Raw genomic sequence first — 18,447 nt, 5'->3', positions numbered from 1 at the left:
AAAAAACAGATCAGGAGCGAAACAGGCGCGAATATTGCGCCTCGTGTTGTGCGGAAAGTATGGCCAGCATGGGCGTGAACGACTGGCGCTGATCGTCGCCCAGCGTCAGGGCGTGTTCGGCGGCGGTGGGGATCTCGCGCGCCAGCCGCGCCAGAATGCGCTGGCCCGCGCTCTGGCCCAGCGGCACGGCTTTGATGGCGGCTTGCACCATGTTTTCGGCCCAGCCGAAGGCGGCGGCCATCAGCGCTTCGCGCGCGGGCACCTCGGCCAGCGCGCAGGCCAGGGCGAAGGCGATGGGGTAGCTGGGGTTCATGCCCGCCAGCGCGGTGATGCGCGGTTGAGCATGGGGCGCATCGGCATACTGGTTGCGCAGCCAGTCGGTCAGCGAGCGGCCCATCTGCTCGGTTTGCAGGCGCAGCTCGCTGCTTTCGCGCGTGTGCAGCACCCAGGCGTTGAGGGCAGCGGCGCGCGCCAGATCACCCTCACGCCACGACACGATGGCCTGTGCCAGTGCGGGCAGGTCGGCACGGGCCTGCGACAGGTGCAGCTGGTCGCTGAGCCAATCGGCGGTACCCGCCTCCGACGTGATCCGGTCGCTCTCGATGGCCGCCTCCAGTCCTTCCGAATACGAAAACCCACCGACTGGCAAGGCGGGCGATGCCAGCCAGATCAGTCGCAGCAGGCTGGCAGCGGAAAGGTCGGTGGCTGGCAAAGAGGCGCTCATCCGTGGTCGTGAGGGTGTGAATGCGCATGTGCATGACCGTGGCTGTTCCCACCGCCGTAAGCCCCAGCTTCAGGCTCGAATGGCGCGCTTGCCTCGCACACCGTCAGGTGCATGGCGCGCAGCATGCCCGCCAGCACGTGATCAGGCTCGATCTTCAGGTGGTCGGGCTTCAGTTCAATAGGCACGTGGCGGTTGCCCAGGTGGTAGGCCGCGCGCGTCAAGTCGAACGGCGTGCCGTGCTCGGCACACGGCGTGATGCGCAGCACCGGCTGCGGCGCGGCCAGCACACGCACCAGCGAGCCGTCTTCGGCCACCAACACGTCGCCGCCGCGCACCACCGTGCCGCGTGGCAAAAACACGCCCAGCTCCCGCCCCTGCGAGTCGGTGGCGGCAAAGCGGCTTTTCTGGCGCACGTCCCAATCCAGCGCCACGGTGGCGGCGCGCTTGAGCAAGGCATCGGCCAGACCGTGGGACTGAGGCATGAGTTTGTTGGCGGTGAGCATGACGAATTCAGCAGGTGCGACTCACTTGCCCGGCTTGACGCCCACCGCCGTGAGCAAGCCCAGGCCAATGAATGAGGTGCCCGCGAGTCGGTGGCCCCACACGGCGTGCTGGGCCCGGCGCGATAGGCGCGGCGCAATGACGCTGGCCAGGGTGACGTACATCAGGTCGGTGCAAGCCGCAATGGCGCAGAACACGGCACCCAATGCCAGTATCTGAACCAAAGGGATCGCGTGCGAATCCAGAAATTGCGGCAAAAAGGCCGCGAAGAACAAGGCCGTCTTGGGGTTGAGCATGGCCACGACAAAGCCATCTCGGAACACCTGGCGCAAGGGCTTTGCCGACGCAAGTTGCGGCTGACCGGAACGCAGCGGAGGCTGGCACCACATCTGGATGCCCAGATAGACCAGGTACGCCGCGCCCGCCCACTTCACCACGGTGAAGGCTGCGGCCGACACTGCGAACAGCGCCGCCAACCCCAGGGCGGCACCCACCGCATTGGCGAAATTGCCCAAGGCCACGCCCAGAACTGAAACCACGCCATATGTGCGGCCCTGCGCCACGGTGCGTGCCACGATGTAGACAACGGCCGGACCCGGCGTCAGGGTCAGCGCGAGGCTGGCGGCAACAAAGGCCAGCAACAAGGAAGTGGCAGGAAGCATGATGGTCCGTCCGTGAGGATCAGAACAAAAAATACCGCTGCGCCATCGGCAGCACCTTGGCGGGTTCGCACACCAGCAGCTGTCCGTCGGCACGCACGGCGTAGGTCTGGTGGTCGATCTCCATCTTGGGCGTCAGGCCGTTGTGCACCATGTGCTGCTTGCGCACGCCCCGAATGCCCTTGGCCACACCGATGGTCTTGGCCAGGCCGTAGCGCTGCGCCACACCTGCGTCAAACCCCGCCTGTGAGACAAACGTGAGGCTGCTGCGTGCATTGCTGCCCGCATAAGCCCCAAACATAGGCCGGTAGTGCACGGGTTGCGGCGTGGGAATGCTGGCGTTGGGGTCGCCCATGGCGGCCAGGGCGATGCTGCCACCTTTCAATATGCAAAACGGCTTAACGCCAAAGAATGCGGGCTTCCACAGCACGATGTCGGCCCATTTGCCCACTTCTAGGCTGCCCACTTCGTGACTCAGGCCGTGCGCGATGGCGGGGTTGATGGTGTATTTGGCCACGTAGCGTTTGGCACGCGCGTTGTCGTGGCGAGCGCTGTCTTCTGGCAGGGTGCCGCGCTGCACTTTCATCTTGTGCGCGGTCTGCCACGTGCGCAAGATCACCTCGCCGACGCGCCCCATGGCCTGGCTGTCGCTGCTCATCATGCTGATGGCACCGATGTCGTGCAAGATATCTTCAGCGGCAATGGTCTCTTTGCGGATGCGGCTTTCGGCGAAAGCCAAGTCTTCGGCGATGGCCGCATCCAGATGGTGACAGACCATCAGCATGTCCACATGCTCGTCCAGCGTGTTGCGCGTGTACGGCATGGTGGGGTTGGTGGAACTGGGCAGAAAGTTGGCTTCGCCCACCACCCGCAGAATGTCAGGGGCGTGGCCGCCGCCCGCGCCTTCGGTGTGAAAGGCGCACAGCGTGCGGCCCACACCATTTTTGTCTTTCGTGGCGGCAATGGTGTTTTCGACAAAACCCGATTCGTTCAATGTGTCTGAGTGGATCGCCACCTGCACGTCCAGGTCTTCGGCCACGCACAGACAAGTGTTGATGGCGCTCGGCGTGGTGCCCCAGTCTTCGTGCAGTTTCAGGCCGATCACGCCGGCCTGCACCTGTTCTTGCAGCGCACCGGGCAGGCTGGCGTTGCCCTTGCCGAAGAAGCCCAGATTCATCGGGAAAGCGTCTGCCGCTTGCAGCATGCGCTCGATATGCCACGGCCCCGGCGTGCAGGTGGTGGCGAAGGTGCCCGTGGCCGGGCCGGTGCCGCCGCCGAGCATGGTGGTCACGCCGCTGGCCAGCGCTTCCTCAATCTGCTGCGGGCAGATGAAGTGAATGTGGCTGTCGATACCACCAGCGGTGACGATGTGGCCTTCGCCCGCAATGATCTCGGTGCCGGGGCCGATGACGATGTCAACGCCCGGCTGCGTGTCCGGGTTGCCTGCCTTGCCAATGGCGGCAATGCGGCCGCCCTTCAGGCCAATGTCGGCCTTGACGATGCCCCAGTGGTCCAGAATGAGGGCGTTGGTGATCACCGTGTCCACAGCGCCGCCACCGCAGGGGCCTGTGCCAGTCCCGTCGCGTGTGCGCTGGCTTTGCGCCATGCCGTCGCGGATGGTCTTGCCGCCGCCGAACTTGACCTCTTCACCGTAGCCGCCAGCGGTCAGGGTGTAGTCTTTCTCAACTTCGATCACCAGGTCGGTGTCGGCCAGCCGGACGCGGTCGCCCACCGTGGGGCCGTAGGTTTCTGCGTAGGCACGCTTGTCGATCTGGGCCATCACAGCGCTCCTTGAACCAAACCGCGAAAGCCGTACACCACGCGTTCGCCGCCAAAGTCCACCAGATCCACGGTGCGTTGCTGGCCGGGTTCAAAGCGCACGGCCAGTCCCGAACCAATGTTCAAGCGCATGCCATGCGCGGCGACACGGTCAAAGTCGAGCGCGGCATTGGTTTCGGCAAAGTGGTAGTGCGAGCCGACCTGAATTGGCCGATCGGCGGTGTTTTTCACCACCAACGTGATGGTGCGCCGACCAGGGTTGAGCATGTGCTCGCCCGCTTCAACGAACATTTCGCCGGGAATCATGGTGCGTCCCTCACACCAGGCGCAGCAGCAAAGCTGCGCCCAGCAACGCCACGGCAGCGCCGCTGAAACGGGCCAGCCACTGTCTGCGCGCCAGCACCCACCGGCCCAGACCGATGCCACTGGCGTGCAGCGCGGCGGTGGCCACCACCATACCGGCCAGCGCCGACCAGGCGGCCGCGCCGTCGCCCAGCTCAGCACCGTGCGCCGCGCCATGGAAGAACGCAAACAGGCCGCACAGACCCACCGCTGCCGCGCGCGGCAGTCGGGCGCGCATGGCCACCAGCAGCCCCAGTACCAGCAGCGAGGCCGCAATCATCGGCTCCACCCCGGGCAGCACCAACCCGGCCTGCGCCGCCAGCGCACCGGCCAGCAACATGCCGACAAAGGCCAGCGGCGCCAGCCACACCGGGCGGACGGCCAGCGCGCTCCACACCCCCACCGCCAGCATGGCGGCCAAATGGTCAGCACCAGTGAGCGGGTGCAGCAGCCCTGCAGCAAAGCCCGTGTGCGTGTGATCGGCCAAGACACCGGTATGGGCCAAGGCGACGGCAGGTGTCATCAACACCGGACAGGCGAGAAGAGAAGTTGCTTTAATTTTCATGGTTGCTTTGTCTTTGTCATGGCTGGTTTGTGTTTGTATGTTGTGTTTGTATGGATAGCTCCAGAAGCCGAAATGTCTTGAATGGCTTGAGCGTTTACACAATGGGCTGGTGCACCGTCACCAGCTTGGTGCCGTCCGGGAAGGTCGCCTCGACCTGGATGTCGGCCACCATCTCTGGCACCCCTTCCATCACATCGGCGCGCGCCAGCACGGCGCGGCCATCGGCCATCAACGCGGCCACCGTTTTGCCGTCGCGTGCGCCTTCCATGACGGCGGCGCTGATCAAGGCCACCGCCTCGGGGTAGTTCAGCTTCAGGCCACGCGCCTTGCGCCGCTCAGCCAGCAATGCGGCAGTGAAGATCAGCAGCTTGTCTTTTTCGCGGGGGGTCAGTTCCATGGGGCGCGCAGCAATGGTGCGTTGGTTCAGTCGATGATGGTGCACGCAAGTTGCGCGCCAGCTTTGGCTCGGTGCGTCGCACGACGAAGCGCCCCGGCCTGGTGCGCCGGGTGTTCACTGATGGTGCACCGGCTGCCAATGTGGTGCATGCGCTTGCGCTGCCGTGCGCAGCATGAGCGCGTGCAGCTCTTGGAATGACAGGCGTTGCGTGGTCGCTGATGACGATCAAGCGCATAGGCTGGCACGGTCGTTGCATTGCCTTTGATGCGGTCATTGTCGGCCTCGAACTGAAACAGGAGTACCCCATCATGCAACGTCGTTTCACCCTCAAGGCTTTGGCTGCTGCCGCTGCGCTCAGTGGCTTTGCCGTGTTGCCTGCCCACGCGGCCGACACCATCAAGGTGGGCATCTTGCATTCGCTTTCGGGCACCATGGCGATTTCTGAGACGGCGCTCAAAGATATGGCGCTGATGGCCATCGACGAGATCAACGCCAAGGGCGGCGTGCTGGGCAAGCAGCTTGAGCCGGTGGTGGTCGATCCGGCGTCCAACTGGCCCTTGTTTGCTGAAAAAGCCAAGCAACTGCTGGGACAAGACAAGGTGGCGGTGGTGTTTGGCTGCTGGACATCGGTCAGCCGCAAATCGGTGCTGCCGGTGTTTGAGGAAATGAACGGCCTGCTGTTCTATCCCGTGCAATATGAAGGCGAGGAACTCTCGAAGAACGTGTTTTACACCGGCGCGGCACCCAACCAGCAAGCGATTCCAGCGGTGGAATACCTGATGGGCAAGGAAGGCGGCGGTGCCAAGCGTTTTGTGCTGCTGGGCACTGATTACGTGTACCCGCGCACCACCAACAAAATTCTGCGCGCCTTTCTCAAATCCAAAGGCGTGAAAGACGGCGACATCATGGAAACCTATACGCCGTTCGGCCACAGCGACTACCAGACCATCGTGGCGGATATCAAGAAATTTTCTGCTGGTGGCAAGACGGCCGTCATCTCCACCATCAATGGCGACTCCAATGTGCCGTTTTACAAAGAGCTGGGCAACGCGGGACTGAAAGCCAAAGATGTGCCGGTGATGGCCTTCAGTGTGGGTGAAGAAGAGCTGCGCGGCGTAGACACCAAACCACTGGTGGGCCATCTGGCGGCGTGGAACTACTTCATGTCGGTGAAAAATCCCGCCAATGCCGCCTGGATCAAGGACTGGAGCGCCTATGCCAAAAACAAAAATCTGCCCGGTCAGGCCAGTAAGCCGCTGACCAATGACCCGATGGAAGCCACCTACATCGGCATCCACATGTGGAAGCAGGCGGTCGAAAAAGCCAAGAGCACCGATACCGACAAGGTGATTGCCGCCATGGCGGGGCAGCAGTTCAAGGCCCCGGATGGTTTCACGGTGAAGATGGACGAGAAAAACCACCATCTGCACAAACCCGTGCTGGTGGGTGAGATCCGCGCCGACGGCCAATTCAACGTGGTGTGGAAGACCAAAGGCCCCGTCAAGGCGCAGCCCTGGAGTCCCTTCATTTCTGGCAACGACAAGAAAAAAGACGAGCCGGACGGCAAAACCAAGGTGGCTGATTAAGCCCGCAGTGTGCGTGCGGTGAGGGTGCCAACCTTCACCCGCTTTTTTTGGTTTTTAAAGCGATCTTTGAAACACAGCCAAAGCATTTGCTTTTGTTTTGATAGCTGCTTGCGTTTTTTGCATTGGCGCTGGAATTCGCGCTGGAGCCTGCTTTGTTTGAAATTTCTATAAACCGGCCACGCTTGATTCACCGTCGCTGGCTTTGGCTGTCCCTCGCATGGCGCAGCGTAATGCTGTGGCTGGCGCTGCTGTGCCTGGCCCCGGCGGCCTGGGCGTTGACGGTCGAGCAGGCCCTGGGCATGGCCACCGGTGACAGCGAATCGCGCGTGCAAGCCATCAACAGCGCCGTACTGAACGCCGATGAACGCACCCGCGCCTTTATCGACGCTCTGGCAGACGATGCGGTCAAAGTTACCGCGCACGCCGCTTATGTGGTGCAGGGCGAGCAGGCGAGCGATCCGGTTACTGGCGACGCTGTGCAACTGCCCGATGACGCCGAAGACGTGATCAACAACAACTACCTGCGCGGCGCGCTGGATGCGGCCAAGGCGGCCTTGCAGTTGCAAAGTGGCGACCCCGCCTTGCGCACAGAAGCTGCGCGCGCGCTGATGAAAGAACCTGACGAATCCCGTCTGCCACTGATTGAAAACGCCTTGACGCGCGAACAAGACGGCGTGGTGCGTGAATGGCTGGAGCGTGCGCGGGCCACCACGCTGCTGGTCAGTGACGATGCGGGCCAACGTTTGCAAGCCGCCGAGGCGCTGCAAAAAGCGCGCAGCCCAGACGTGAAGCTGCTGCTGAACGAGCAGTTGAGTCGCGAAGATGACCCCAAAGTCAAGGTCGCCATCCAGTCCGCCATCGCGCGCATCGACGAAGGGCTGGCCTGGGGTGAGCGGCTGGGCGTGCTGTTTACCGGCCTCAGCCTGGGGTCGATTCTGCTGCTGGCGGCGCTGGGCCTGGCCATTACCTACGGGTTGATGGGCGTGATCAACATGGCGCACGGCGAGCTGATCATGATCGGCGCTTACGCCACTTACCTGACGCAGGCGGCGTTTCAGCGCTATCTGCCCGACAGCGCTTTTGGCTGGTACCTGGTGGTGGCGGTGCCGGTGGCGTTTGCGGCCTCTGCCGGGGTGGGTGCCGTGCTCGAGCGCGGGGTGATCCGCTTTCTGTACGGCCGCCCGCTGGAAACATTGCTGGCCACCTGGGGCATCAGCCTGGTGTTGATCCAGTGCGTGCGCTCGCTGTTCGGCGCGCAAAACGTCGGCGTGGAAAACCCAGCGTGGATGAGCGGCGGCTGGCAGGTGTTGCCCAATTTGATGCTGCCCTACAACCGCCTTGTCATCATCGTCTTTGCGGTGGCGGTGCTGGCGGGTGTGGCGTATCTGATTGGCCGCACACGGCTGGGGCTGTTCGTGCGCGGGGTCACGCAAAACCGCCCCATTGCCTCGTGTATGGGGGTGAACACCGCCCGCATCGACACCTATGCTTTTGCGCTTGGCTCAGGCATTGCGGGGCTGGCGGGCTGCGCCTTGAGCCAAGTGGGCAACGTGGGGCCGGATCTGGGGCAAGCCTACATCGTCGATTCGTTCATGGTGGTGGTGCTGGGCGGCGTGGGCCAACTGGCGGGCGCGGTGTACGCCGCGCTGGGCCTGGGGCTGGCGGGCAAGTTGCTTGAAGGCTGGAGCGGCGCAGTGCTGGCCAAAATTGCGGTGCTGCTGTTCATCATCGTGTTCATTCAAAAACGCCCGCAAGGCATCTTTGCACTGAAAGGGCGTGAAGCATGAGCGCTGTGTGGTCTTCATCCTCCGCAGCCACGTCTGCCGCCTTGCTACTGCCTGCGCGCACGCCTTTGCTCACGCGCGGTGGCTGGGGCGTTTTTTTGGCCGCGCTGATCGTCGTTTGCGCGGTGGCACCGGCGCTCAATTTGTGGGTGCCCGAGGACAGCGCGCTGCATTTGTCGGACTACATGCTGGGCCTGCTGGGCAAGATCATGTGCTACGCCATCTGCGCGTTGGCGATGGATTTGATCTGGGGCTACACCGGCATTCTGAGCCTGGGGCATGGCCTGTTCTTTGCGTTGGGCGGTTACGTGATGGGCATGTACCTGATGCGTCAGATTGGGCGCGAGGGCAGCTATCAGAACGATCTGCCTGACTTTATGGTGTTTCTGGACTGGAAAGAACTGCCCTGGCACTGGCTGCTGTCGGACAGCTTGGCCGCTACCCTGATTTTGATTGTGGCCGTGCCGGGGCTGGTGGCCTTTGTGTTCGGCTGGTTTGCCTTTCGCTCGCGCATCAAAGGGGTGTACTTTTCCATCATTACGCAGGCGCTGACGGTGGCGGCGATGCTGCTGTTTTTTCGCAATGAAACCGGCTTTGGCGGCAACAATGGTTTTACCGATTTCAAGCGCATCGCCGGATTGCCCATGGCCACGCCCGAGATGCGCATGGCGCTTTTCGTGCTGACGGGCCTGACGCTGCTGGTTTTCTTTTTGCTGGCGCGCTGGCTGGTTCGCAGCAAATACGGGCGCGTGTTGCAAGCCATTCGGGACGCAGAAAGCCGGGTCATGTTTTCGGGCTATGCGCCGCTGCCCTACAAACTCAGCATCTGGGTCATCAGCGCCATGATGTGCGGCGTGGCCGGGGCGCTGTATGTGCCGCAGGTGGGCATCATCAACCCCGGTGAGATGAGTCCGGCTGCCTCGATCGAGATCGTCATCTGGACGGCTGTGGGTGGGCGCGCGACGTTGATCGGGCCTATCGTCGGTGCCTTTATCGTCAATGGTGCCAAGAGCTGGCTGACGGTGGCTGCGCCCGAATTCTGGCTGTACTTTCTGGGTGCGCTGTTCATCGCCGTCACGCTGTGGTTGCCCGATGGCGTGGTGGGGCTGGCACGCCGCCTGAAAGCTCGTCTGAAGATCCGCTTGCGGCGCAAGGAAAAAAGCACATGACCCCTGATTTGATGGAAGCTGGTGCCCAGCGCCTGCAAGCGCACACTGCCCGCATCGAAGTGGGCAAAACAGAATCCGGCGGACGCACCGCCTCTTATGGCCGCATCGCCACGTGGGGCAAGGTGGACGTAACGCACGGGCGCATTCTTTATCTGGAAGACGTGCATGTGGCGTTCGATGGTTTCAAGGCCATTAACGGCCTGAACATCGACATCGCCCCCGGCGAGCTGCGCTGCATCATCGGCCCCAACGGCGCGGGCAAGACGACGATGATGGACATCATCACTGGCAAGACGCGGCCCGACAGCGGCACCGTGTACTTCGGCTCCACCATCGACCTGCTGCGCCACAACGAGCCTGAAATTGCCCAACTGGGCATTGGCCGCAAGTTCCAAAAGCCCACCGTGTTCGAGCAGTTGACGGTGTTCGAGAACCTGGAGCTGGCGCTCAAGACCGACAAGCGCATCCGCCCGTCGATGGTGTTTACGCTGGATGACGAACAAAAAGACCAACTGGCCAGCGTGCTGCACACCATCCACCTGAACGAGCATGTGCACCGCCAGGCTGGACTGTTGAGCCACGGTCAAAAGCAGTGGCTGGAAATTGGCATGCTGCTGATGCAGCAACCCGCCTTGCTGCTGCTGGACGAACCCGTCGCTGGCATGACCGATGAAGAAACCGCGCGTACCGCCGAGCTGTTTCTCACACTCAAAGGCCAACACAGCCTGATGGTGGTAGAGCACGACATGCACTTCATCCGCGCCATTGCGGGCGACACCGGCACCGTCACCGTGCTGGCCGAAGGCCGCGTGCTGGCCCAGGGCACACTGGATGCGGTGCAGGCTGATGAACGGGTGATCGAGTCATATCTGGGGCGTTGACGTAATTTGTGCCCTCGAATCCATAAAAATCTATTCGCTTGTTGCGTTGGCATTGAAGGCCAATTTCATTCATAAACTGCATATGCTCAAGGTCAAAGACATCAACCAGTACTACGGTGGATCGCACATCCTGCGCAACGTCAGCTTGCAAGCGCATATTGGCAAAGTCACTGTGCTGCTGGGGCGCAACGGCGTGGGCAAAACCACCTTGCTTAAAAGCCTGATGGGGCTGGTGCCCATTAAAACCGGCGGTATCGAACTCAACGGCCAGCCGTTGCAAAGCCGCACCCCGTATGAGCGCGCCCGCGCTGGCATGGGCTTTGTGCCGCAAGGGCGCGAAATTTTTGGTCGCCTGACGGTGGAAGAAAATCTGCGCATGGGCCTGGCCTACCGCCCGGCGGGCACATCCATTCCGCCGGAGTTGTTTGAGTTATTTCCCGTCCTCGACCAAATGCGCCAGCGGCGCGGCGGGGATTTGTCAGGCGGCCAGCAGCAGCAACTGGCCATTGCACGTGCACTGGCCCCCGGCCCCAGGCTGCTGATTCTGGATGAGCCGACCGAGGGCATTCAGCCGTCGATCATCAAGGACATCGGCCGTGTCATCCGCATGCTGGCCGACCGCGGCGATATGGCCATCTTGCTGTGCGAGCAGTATTACGACTTTGCCGAAAATCTGGCCGACGAGTATTTGGTCATGGAGCGCGGCGAAGTCATTGCCCAAGGGCCGGGCAGCGAGATGGCGGCCAAGGGGATTCGGCGCTTGGTGGCGATATGAGGCCCATGTAACCCACCTCACACGGCCCAAACCCGTGGCGGCGTAGCAGGCATATGCCAGAAATGATGCCGCCACACGCCCCACGCCTGTCGCAGCAAGGCGGTGGCCGGTTCGGTCACGTCGGCCAGCACGCGCACCACCAGCAGCTGGTCGTTCAGCCAGGTGACTCCCGCACGGGGTGCCAGAGGGTGTGCGGCCAGCGCGGCACGGGTGAGGTCGAGCGCCTGCTCGCGCGCGGCACGCGGCACAGGTGAGCCGTGGGCGCAAAAGGCGGTGGCGATGCAGCGCTGACCATTCAGGCCCAAGGGGCTGTTCAGCAAGCGGTCGTCCTCGGCGTTGATCAGCGCTTGCTCCAGCCACACGCCCGGCCAGTCGATGCGTTGTCGCAAGTGGCCGCGATCAAACGGCTGACCCGCGTGCGGCAGGCCCAGGCCGACGACGTCCCAGCCGATCATGGCGGCGCTGGGTGCCAAAGCCAGCGTCAGGTGGTTTTCAGCCCGTGCGCCGGGGTAGATCAGGGTTTCCAGCGGCAGCCATTCCAGCCGCGCGTCTTCGTCCAGTTGCACGTCCACGCGCTGCACGCCGCTGCCCTGGTCGCAGCGGTAAAAGCGTGTGGCACCGGGGGTGCTGATGAGACCGTGGGCGTGTGCCTGCACATGCACTTGTATCGCCAGCGTGTCGCCACCGGCAATGCCGCTGGGTGGGTGCACCAGCACGTTGTGGCAAATCGCTGGCGACTCGGGGTACAGACTTTTGAGCACGCGCAGTGGCCCATGATGCCGGTGATGGACAACTGAGCGACCCTCATGGAGGGCGTAACGGAGTTGGAGGGTGGCGTTCCAGGTCATGCGCTGCGCTGGGGGATTAAAACATTCACGACTTTCACGCTTGGGTGGACTTGGCTCAAGGTGTTGGGTTGATAGACTTGTGCAGAACATCGCCTTGCGTGGTCAACGTGATCAAGCAAGGCGCGTGCCTTGTCCGAATCTACTTTGTCAAAAACTACCATGCCCACGATCACCGATGCTCCCGAGCCTCAAACCCCTGCCGACATGCACGGCATGGCCGCGCACTTTATCGTGCTGAATATTGCGCCCGGCGCAGAGGCCGAAGATGCTGTGCGCGATTTTTTTGGCGGCGCGGCGGGCCTGGTGCGCAGCGTGGGGCGGCGCTTGCCTGAGCGGCAGTTGCGCATGGCGGTGGGCATTGGCGCGCGCGCCTGGGATAGGCTGTTTGGCGCGCCGCGTCCTGCCGGTCTGCACGAGTTCAAAGCCTTGCGTGGCGACAAGCATCACGCGCCGTCCACGCCGGGCGATATGCTGCTGCATATACGCGCTGACAGCGAAGATATGTGCTTTGAGCTGGCCATGCTGTGCATGCGCGCACTGGGCGATGCGGTGCAGCCTGTTGATGAGGTGCACGGTTTTCGCTACTTTGATGCGCGCGCCATGATTGGTTTTGTGGACGGGGTGGAAAACCCCGAAGGGCGCGAGGCTGAAGAGGCGGTGCTGATCGGCGATGAAGATGCACCTTTTGCGGGCGGCACTTACGTTATCGTGCAAAAGTACCTGCACGACATGGCCGCGTGGAACCAGCTTTCGAGCGAAGAGCAAGAGCGCGTGATCGGTCGCACCAAGGCGGACAACCTGGAACTGGCCGACGACATCAAACCCAGCAACTCGCATGTGGCGCTGAACGTGGTGGAAGACGATGACGGTAACGAGATGGCCATCTTGCGCGGCAACCTGCCTTTTGCCAACGCCTCGCGCGGTGAGTTCGGCACCTACTTCATCGGTTACGCCCGCGATCCGGCAGTGACCGAGTTGATGCTGACCAACATGTTCATTGGCCGCCCGCCCGGCAATTACGACCGGTTGCTGGACTTCAGCACTGCCGTGACCGGCACTCTGTTTTTCGTGCCGTCGGCCGAATTGCTGGAATCGCTGGCCGAGGGCAATCCGCTGGCGTGATGCGGGTTGGGTGAGCGCGTTTTGGCTCACAAGAGTTCGACTCAAAAAGACGTGCTCACCAGCGTCCCGCTTCCATGCGGATTGCCACCTCGCAGTCGTCAAAAATCTCCAGCTTGGTGATCTTGACCCGCACGCCCTGCACGCCGGGCAATTGCATCAGCCGTGCGCATACCTTGCCAATCAAGGTCTCCAGCAGGTTCACGTGTTCGGCGGTGCACTCGTCAATGATGATCTGGCGCACCTTGCGGTAATCCAGCACATGCGTGATGTCGTCATCGCGCGGGTGCAGCGGCTGCGCGCCCAGGCTTAATTCGGCATCGACCTGGATGGGTTGGGGCGCTGTTTTTTCGTGTGCCAGGATGCCCAAATTGGCGTTGAAGCGCAGCCCGGTTAGCGCCAACGTGTGGGCACCATGTGTCAACGGCATCGTCATCATGGCTTGATCCCTACGCGCTGTGTACCTACCGCCGCGCAATCGGGATAAACGTCGGGCTTGCGCGTGGTGACGCGCGCGGCCTGTACCTGTGGGTGTGTCAACAACTCATTCAAGATCGCGTCGCACAGAGTTTCCTGAATTTCAAAGTGCGTTTGATGGGCCAGACGCGCAATTAGTGTGCGCAAAAAATCGTAGTCCAGCGTCTGGCCGATGTCATCGTGCCGTGCAGGTGCATGGTCGAGCGGGACACACAAGTCCACGTCAAACAGCATGCGTTGTGGCGTTGCGCGCTCAAAATCATGGATGCCGATGCGCACCTGCACCGCATAGTCGCGCAGTATCAACGTCCGGCATTCTAGGGCCAGCCGTCGGTCCAGTGCCGCAAACACGACCATCGCATCATTCATGTTGATGGCCTTCTAAGGCGGGCCCATTGGCGTCAACCCAAAACATCACATCACGCTCAAGAGGCACCAGATGCTGCCCGTTGTCGACCGGCAAGGTCACACCAGTCAAGGCGGCATTGCTGGCCAGAAACACCACCGCTTCAGTGACCAGAGGCGGGTCGATCGGGGTGCGCAACAAATTCACCTGCCGGGCTGCGGCGAAATTGCTTTCGGACTGTGGACCGCTGACGTAGATCAACCCCGGTGAAACTCCGCACACACGCAGCCTGGGTGCCAGCGCCTGCGCCTGCAAGGCCACTGCGCGCTCCAGTGCCAGTTTGCTGACGGTGTATGAAAAATAATCCGGGTTGAGGTTGTGCACTTTCTGATCCAGCACATGGATCAGGCTGCAAGCGCCGGGCCAGTCAAGCCACCGCTGTCCAAGGCGCAGATGCTGCTGCTGGCCCAACAAAAGCGGTGCCACCAAATTGGTTTGCAGCGCCGCTTGCAACTGGTCCTCGGACACTGTGGTGGCATCGTCAGATTCAAAGCTCGATGCGTTGTTGACGACGCAACGTGGCACCGTGCCCGCAGCACTGATGGCAGCGTCCATCAACGATACAGCCGCTTGTGGGTGCGCCAGATCGACCTCGATCATCTCGCAGCGCACACCCAGCGACAAGACCGATTCGCGTGTGGTGCGGGCATCTGCCGCTGAGTGCCTGAAGTGGCCCAGGACATTCCAGCCCTGGCGAGCAAAAGCCAAGCACAGCTCGCGCCCAAGGCGGCGTGCAGCGCCTGTGATCAACACCCAGGATTCTGGACGGCTTTCTGTCATTAACGGACGGGTTCAGTGTTGTTCAAAGGGGATGAGGTGCGCAAATTATGCGTGAGCAGGCACTGCCCGTGCAGCTCGCCAATGAGCGCGCGCTTCAGACGAAAGCCTGAATGCGCCGGGGTGCTTGGCATCACCGACAATCGCCCGTGTGAACCCAGTGTCTTGTTCTACGGCCCCGATGGCCCATTTTTCGCTGACCCAACTGATCGCCCAGGAAGTCAACACGACAGGCGGCTGGCTGCCGTTCGACCGCTTCATGCATTTGGCGCTGTATGCGCCGGGCCTGGGGTATTACGCGCATGACAGCGCCAAGTTTGGGGTTTTGCCGCAGTCGGGCAGCGATTTTGTGACCGCGCCTGAGCTGTCGCCGCTGTTTGGCCGCGCGCTGGCGGTGCAAGTGGCGCAGAGTCTGTGGAGCACGGGCACGGATACGGTGTGGGAGTTTGGCGCAGGCTCTGGTGCACTGGCCGAGCAGTTGATCAATGCGCTGGATGCGCAAGGCACGGCCCTTTCGCGCTACACCATCGTCGATGTATCGGGCGCGTTGCGTGCGCGCCAGCAGCAGCGGCTGGCGCATTTTGGTGATCGTGTGCAGTGGGCCGATCGGCTGCCCGATGCTTTGCGCGGCGTGGTGGTGGGCAATGAGGTGCTGGACGCGATGCCCGTCAAGCTGCTGGCGCGGAGCAAGGGTGAGTGGTTTGAGCGTGGTGTGAAAACTTCAGAGCGTTTTGGTCTTTTGGCGCAGTCTGCACAAGCGCATGAAGCTATCAATCATGAAGCAAAAAACAGGGTTGAAGCGGTTTTTGAATGGTCAGACCGCCCCACACCATTGCGCCCACCCATTGATGTGCCTGGCGCACATGATGTGGTGACGGAAATTCACCCGCAGCAAACGGCCTTCATCAGCACATTGGCGCAGGCCCTGGGCAGGGGCGGTACCGGGGCCGCATTTTTGATCGACTACGGCTTTCCTGAGGCCGAGTATTGGCTGCCTGAGCGCACCCAGGGCACGCTGGTGTGCCACCAGGCGCACCGGATGGACGACAACCCGTTGGTCAGCGTGGGTGACAAGGACATCACCGCGCATGTCGATTTCACTGGCGTGGCACTGGCGGCGCAAAACGCGGGGCTGGACGTGCTGGGCTATACCAGTCAGGGGCGTTTTCTGATCAACTGCGGCATGGCACAAATGATGGAAGCAGCCGATTTGCCCATGCGCGCCAACGCCATGAAGTTGCTGGCCGAGCACGAAATGGGTGAGCTGTTCAAGGTCATCGGCCTGGCCACGCCGGGCCATGCGCCCGCGCTGGGGTTTGCGGCGGGCGACCGCACGCACCGGCTGTAGGTTTTGGGAGGCGCGCTGTGATTCGCTGGATGCTGGTGATTTTTCTGGCGTTGATGCTCATCAGCTGGCTTCAGCCACTGCTGCACAAGCTGGGGCTGGGGCGGCTGCCGGGCGACTTCCGCTTTCGGTGGCTGGGGCGCGACTGGTCGATTCCGCTGACCACCACCCTGATCTTGAGCGCGGTGGCCAGCTTGATGGCGCGCTGGTTGTAAAGGTCGCCGAGGGGCGGTTGCTCAACGATGGCCGACCAAAAAAGCAGGGATACTACAGGGATCGTATCCAGATCACACGGCACATCAGAAGGGCAGCGCGATGCATTCAACTCAGAATCATCAAGGCTTTGAAAAATTATCTTTGAGCGATGGCCTCACTGACCAGCCAAGCCGGGGCAGGTGGGCGCTGACCGTGGTTTTTTCTGCCATCACGTTGGCCGCCTGTGGCGGCGGTGATGGTGCAACCGCCATCAGCGTGAGCAGCGCACCGGTGGCCACAGCAGCGGTCACCAAGCTGGGCATGCTGGAAAGCGTGGAGGCGGTCGATACCAAGCTGGTGCAAATCCAGAAGGTGGCGCAAAAAGTAGCCGATCGGGTGGCCCCGCGTACGATCACGCTGGAGCCGCTGTCGGGTCTGAAGGCGGCCCCCATTACCGCGGCCCAGCCCGGTCAGCCACAGCAAATTGGCGTGGCACGCAGTGTCGCGCAGGCCGCCGACAGCGCTGCAACAGCCGCGCAATTAAGCTGGAGTGGGGCTGCTGATGGCCACCAGCGTGCGGCCATCAGCGTGCAGTCGCCCGCCGCCAAAGGCTTGCGTTTGGGCCTGCGGATAGAGCAGTTGCCGCCCGGCACCTTGTTGCGCGTGTACGCCCCGAACGCCGAACAGGTGGTGGAAGTGGCCAGCGCCGAAGTGCTGCGCGCCATTCAGCGCAACCTGGATGCCGGCGCCACGGGCGATGCCGCCTACACTTATTGGCTGCCGACGGTGGAAGGCGCTGAGGCGGTGCTGGAGTTCGATTTGGCCGCAGGTACGGATCCCGCGCTACTGAAAGTGGCGCTGCCCCAGGTGTCGCACCTGAAGGCGCTGCCGGTCGATGCTGAAATGCAGCTCAAAGATGCTGGTGCCTGCAACGTGGATGTGACGTGCACCAGCAGCACCGAAACACTGCGGCGTGCCGTGGCGCTGATGTATTTTGTGAATGGTGGTGACGGTTATGTGTGCACGGGCACCTTGCTTAACAACACCAAGGAAGACGGCACGCCGTACTTCCTCAGCGCCAACCACTGCATTTCCAGCCAGACGGTGGCGACGTCGCTGGAGACGTACTGGAATTACCGTTCCAGCAGTTGCAATGGCTCCACACGTGACAGCCGCTTTCAGATTCTGACGGGCGGCGCGACCTTGCTGCATGCCGCAGAGAGCACGGACACCTCTTTCATGCGCCTGAACGCGAGCCCGAACAATCCCATCTTTGCCGGCTGGGACGCCAGCGCTGTCGTCGCCACAGGCAGCAGTGTTTTTTCTATCCATCACCCCGATGGTGACTGGCAAAAATACAGCCTGGGCGGCGTGGTGGCGTACTCCAGTTGCGATGATGAGGGTTACTGCAACGATGTGTCTTCCAGCCGCGGGCAGTTTTACCGCACGGTCTGGACACAAGGCGTGACCGAAGGCGGCAGCAGCGGCGGCGCGCTGTTTGCCAGCGACGGCAGTGTGATTGGGCAATTGCTGGGCGGAACAGCCAGTTGCGCCAACCCAGGCGGGTGGGATGTGTATGGCCGTCTGGATCTGGCGTATTCGGCACTGTCGCAGTGGCTCAGTCCTGCCATCTCGACCGAGCCGGGAACGCTGTCACCTGTCTACAGGTTTTACAACTCGGTCACCAGCGCGCACTTTTATACCAACAGCGCGCTTGAGCGTGACTACGTCATTTCTACCCTGCCGACGTACAGCTACGAAGGCATCAGCTACCGCGCCTACAACGGCACCGCCGCCAATGCGAGTCCGGTTTATCGCTTCTACAACACCGAAACAGGCGTGCACTTCTACACCATCAGTGCGGCTGAGCGTGACAATGTGATCAACACCATGCCGGTCTACACCTACGAAGGCCCAACGTGGTACGCGCAAACGGCCAGCGGCAGCGGGGCCAGTGCGCTGTACCGCTTTTACAGCGCGCAGCGCCGGGCGCATTTCTACACTATGAGCGAAGGCGAGCGCGATTACGTCATCGCCACTTACCCCGACTTCGATTACGAAGGGACGGCTTACTATGCTTGGCCAGCGCAATAAGTCATGCGCTTGTCACTCTGTCTG

At 62.1% G+C, this 18,447-nt stretch carries 19 protein-coding genes and 1 pseudogene; 9 read left to right on the top strand and 11 right to left on the bottom strand.

Going from position 1 to position 18,447, the window contains the following annotated elements:
- Positions 1-10: 10 nt before the first annotated feature.
- From ACK5NW_RS14110 to ACK5NW_RS14080, 7 genes and pseudogenes are all read right to left on the bottom strand, one after another.
- Complete coding sequence (locus ACK5NW_RS14110; protein WP_416929143.1) at positions 11-724, bottom strand: urease accessory protein UreF; 714 nt, start codon at positions 722-724, stop codon at positions 11-13.
- A pseudogene (ureE, locus tag ACK5NW_RS14105) lies at positions 724-1,227 on the bottom strand (urease accessory protein UreE); the annotation flags it as partial. The pseudogene ureE and the gene ACK5NW_RS14110, both read right to left, overlap by 1 nt.
- Positions 1,228-1,248: 21 nt before the next feature.
- On the bottom strand, positions 1,249-1,887 hold the full coding sequence (locus tag ACK5NW_RS14100) for a LysE family translocator (protein WP_416929141.1): 639 nt from the start codon (positions 1,885-1,887) through the stop codon (positions 1,249-1,251).
- A 19-nt stretch (positions 1,888-1,906) separates the two neighbouring features.
- Positions 1,907-3,664: an urease subunit alpha gene (ureC, locus tag ACK5NW_RS14095; protein ID WP_416929139.1), complete on the bottom strand. Its 1,758-nt coding sequence runs from the start codon at positions 3,662-3,664 to the stop codon at positions 1,907-1,909.
- Entirely contained in the window at positions 3,664-3,969 is a 306-nt protein-coding gene (locus ACK5NW_RS14090) for an urease subunit beta (protein ID WP_416929137.1), read from the bottom strand. Before ACK5NW_RS14090 ends, ureC begins: the two co-directional genes overlap by 1 nt.
- A gap of 10 nt (positions 3,970-3,979) precedes the next feature.
- Complete coding sequence (locus tag ACK5NW_RS14085; RefSeq protein WP_416929135.1) at positions 3,980-4,570, bottom strand: HupE/UreJ family protein; 591 nt, start codon at positions 4,568-4,570, stop codon at positions 3,980-3,982.
- Positions 4,571-4,664: 94 nt separating this feature from the next.
- Positions 4,665-4,967 (bottom strand): urease subunit gamma, encoded by a 303-nt coding sequence (locus tag ACK5NW_RS14080; RefSeq protein WP_416929133.1) that lies wholly within the window; start codon positions 4,965-4,967, stop codon positions 4,665-4,667.
- A gap of 308 nt (positions 4,968-5,275) precedes the next feature.
- Between ACK5NW_RS14080 and urtA the strand changes: the two genes are divergently transcribed.
- From urtA to urtE, 5 genes are all read left to right on the top strand, one after another.
- On the top strand, positions 5,276-6,553 hold the full coding sequence (gene urtA, locus ACK5NW_RS14075; RefSeq protein WP_416929131.1) for an urea ABC transporter substrate-binding protein: 1,278 nt from the start codon (positions 5,276-5,278) through the stop codon (positions 6,551-6,553).
- A 230-nt stretch (positions 6,554-6,783) separates the two neighbouring features.
- Positions 6,784-8,340, top strand: coding sequence for an urea ABC transporter permease subunit UrtB (gene urtB / locus ACK5NW_RS14070; protein ID WP_416929129.1), 1,557 nt, complete (start codon positions 6,784-6,786; stop codon positions 8,338-8,340).
- Positions 8,337-9,506 (top strand): urea ABC transporter permease subunit UrtC, encoded by a 1,170-nt coding sequence (urtC, locus tag ACK5NW_RS14065; protein WP_416929127.1) that lies wholly within the window; start codon positions 8,337-8,339, stop codon positions 9,504-9,506. The genes urtB and urtC overlap by 4 nt, the downstream gene beginning before the upstream one ends.
- Positions 9,503-10,387, top strand: a complete 885-nt coding sequence (gene urtD, locus ACK5NW_RS14060) for an urea ABC transporter ATP-binding protein UrtD (RefSeq protein WP_416929125.1) — start codon at positions 9,503-9,505, stop codon at positions 10,385-10,387. Before urtC ends, urtD begins: the two co-directional genes overlap by 4 nt.
- 82 nt (positions 10,388-10,469) lie before the next feature.
- On the top strand, positions 10,470-11,162 hold the full coding sequence (gene urtE / locus ACK5NW_RS14055; RefSeq protein WP_416929123.1) for an urea ABC transporter ATP-binding subunit UrtE: 693 nt from the start codon (positions 10,470-10,472) through the stop codon (positions 11,160-11,162).
- A gap of 17 nt (positions 11,163-11,179) precedes the next feature.
- Here the strand turns inward: urtE and ACK5NW_RS14050 are convergent, their stop codons facing one another.
- Positions 11,180-12,010 carry an urease accessory protein UreD gene (locus ACK5NW_RS14050; protein ID WP_416929121.1) on the bottom strand — a complete coding sequence of 277 codons (831 nt, stop codon included), beginning with the start codon at positions 12,008-12,010 and terminating at the stop codon, positions 11,180-11,182.
- 159 nt (positions 12,011-12,169) lie between these two features.
- Here ACK5NW_RS14050 and ACK5NW_RS14045 point away from each other — a divergent pair, with 159 nt between their 5' ends.
- On the top strand, positions 12,170-13,132 hold the full coding sequence (locus tag ACK5NW_RS14045) for a Dyp-type peroxidase (protein WP_416929119.1): 963 nt from the start codon (positions 12,170-12,172) through the stop codon (positions 13,130-13,132).
- Between the two features lie 55 nt (positions 13,133-13,187).
- On the opposite strand, the gene ACK5NW_RS14040 is transcribed toward ACK5NW_RS14045, so the two are convergent.
- From ACK5NW_RS14040 to ACK5NW_RS14030, 3 genes are read right to left on the bottom strand one after another with little or no spacing between them, the layout of a single operon-like run.
- Positions 13,188-13,559 carry a dihydroneopterin aldolase gene (locus tag ACK5NW_RS14040; RefSeq protein WP_416929181.1) on the bottom strand — a complete coding sequence of 124 codons (372 nt, stop codon included), beginning with the start codon at positions 13,557-13,559 and terminating at the stop codon, positions 13,188-13,190.
- Positions 13,560-13,564: 5 nt separating this feature from the next.
- Positions 13,565-13,975 (bottom strand): dihydroneopterin aldolase, encoded by a 411-nt coding sequence (locus ACK5NW_RS14035; RefSeq protein ID WP_416929117.1) that lies wholly within the window; start codon positions 13,973-13,975, stop codon positions 13,565-13,567.
- Complete coding sequence (locus ACK5NW_RS14030; RefSeq protein ID WP_416929115.1) at positions 13,968-14,792, bottom strand: SDR family oxidoreductase; 825 nt, start codon at positions 14,790-14,792, stop codon at positions 13,968-13,970. The genes ACK5NW_RS14035 and ACK5NW_RS14030 overlap by 8 nt, the downstream gene beginning before the upstream one ends.
- A gap of 178 nt (positions 14,793-14,970) precedes the next feature.
- Between ACK5NW_RS14030 and ACK5NW_RS14025 the strand changes: the two genes are divergently transcribed.
- From ACK5NW_RS14025 to ACK5NW_RS14015, 3 genes are all read left to right on the top strand, one after another.
- Positions 14,971-16,137, top strand: a complete 1,167-nt coding sequence (locus ACK5NW_RS14025; protein WP_416929113.1) for a class I SAM-dependent methyltransferase — start codon at positions 14,971-14,973, stop codon at positions 16,135-16,137.
- 17 nt (positions 16,138-16,154) lie between these two features.
- Positions 16,155-16,349: a DUF2905 domain-containing protein gene (locus ACK5NW_RS14020; RefSeq protein ID WP_416929111.1), complete on the top strand. Its 195-nt coding sequence runs from the start codon at positions 16,155-16,157 to the stop codon at positions 16,347-16,349.
- A gap of 193 nt (positions 16,350-16,542) precedes the next feature.
- On the top strand, positions 16,543-18,423 hold the full coding sequence (locus tag ACK5NW_RS14015) for a trypsin-like peptidase domain-containing protein (protein WP_416929109.1): 1,881 nt from the start codon (positions 16,543-16,545) through the stop codon (positions 18,421-18,423).
- The last annotated feature ends 24 nt before the right edge of the window (positions 18,424-18,447 follow it).

It is taken from the genome of Ottowia sp. (genome assembly GCF_047975795.1).
Taxonomy (GTDB): Bacteria; Pseudomonadota; Gammaproteobacteria; order Burkholderiales; family Burkholderiaceae_C; genus Ottowia.
This window is presented reverse-complemented; position numbering and strand designations above follow the sequence as displayed.

What these genes read in the sequence shown, in the direction of transcription:
- ACK5NW_RS14110 (WP_416929143.1), bottom strand. Translation starts at nt 724, where the DNA reads ATGAGCGCCTCTTTGCCAGCCACCGACCTTTCCGCTGCCAGCCTGCTG.
- ACK5NW_RS14100 (WP_416929141.1), bottom strand. Translation starts at nt 1,887, where the DNA reads ATGCTTCCTGCCACTTCCTTGTTGCTGGCCTTTGTTGCCGCCAGCCTC.
- ureC (WP_416929139.1), bottom strand. Translation starts at nt 3,664, where the DNA reads ATGGCCCAGATCGACAAGCGTGCCTACGCAGAAACCTACGGCCCCACG.
- ACK5NW_RS14090 (WP_416929137.1), bottom strand. Translation starts at nt 3,969, where the DNA reads ATGATTCCCGGCGAAATGTTCGTTGAAGCGGGCGAGCACATGCTCAAC.
- ACK5NW_RS14085 (WP_416929135.1), bottom strand. Translation starts at nt 4,570, where the DNA reads ATGAAAATTAAAGCAACTTCTCTTCTCGCCTGTCCGGTGTTGATGACA.
- ACK5NW_RS14080 (WP_416929133.1), bottom strand. Translation starts at nt 4,967, where the DNA reads ATGGAACTGACCCCCCGCGAAAAAGACAAGCTGCTGATCTTCACTGCC.
- urtA (WP_416929131.1), top strand. Translation starts at nt 5,276, where the DNA reads ATGCAACGTCGTTTCACCCTCAAGGCTTTGGCTGCTGCCGCTGCGCTC.
- urtB (WP_416929129.1), top strand. Translation starts at nt 6,784, where the DNA reads ATGCTGTGGCTGGCGCTGCTGTGCCTGGCCCCGGCGGCCTGGGCGTTG.
- urtC (WP_416929127.1), top strand. Translation starts at nt 8,337, where the DNA reads ATGAGCGCTGTGTGGTCTTCATCCTCCGCAGCCACGTCTGCCGCCTTG.
- urtD (WP_416929125.1), top strand. Translation starts at nt 9,503, where the DNA reads ATGACCCCTGATTTGATGGAAGCTGGTGCCCAGCGCCTGCAAGCGCAC.
- urtE (WP_416929123.1), top strand. Translation starts at nt 10,470, where the DNA reads ATGCTCAAGGTCAAAGACATCAACCAGTACTACGGTGGATCGCACATC.
- ACK5NW_RS14050 (WP_416929121.1), bottom strand. Translation starts at nt 12,010, where the DNA reads ATGACCTGGAACGCCACCCTCCAACTCCGTTACGCCCTCCATGAGGGT.
- ACK5NW_RS14045 (WP_416929119.1), top strand. Translation starts at nt 12,170, where the DNA reads ATGCCCACGATCACCGATGCTCCCGAGCCTCAAACCCCTGCCGACATG.
- ACK5NW_RS14040 (WP_416929181.1), bottom strand. Translation starts at nt 13,559, where the DNA reads ATGCCGTTGACACATGGTGCCCACACGTTGGCGCTAACCGGGCTGCGC.
- ACK5NW_RS14035 (WP_416929117.1), bottom strand. Translation starts at nt 13,975, where the DNA reads ATGAATGATGCGATGGTCGTGTTTGCGGCACTGGACCGACGGCTGGCC.
- ACK5NW_RS14030 (WP_416929115.1), bottom strand. Translation starts at nt 14,792, where the DNA reads ATGACAGAAAGCCGTCCAGAATCCTGGGTGTTGATCACAGGCGCTGCA.
- ACK5NW_RS14025 (WP_416929113.1), top strand. Translation starts at nt 14,971, where the DNA reads ATGGCCCATTTTTCGCTGACCCAACTGATCGCCCAGGAAGTCAACACG.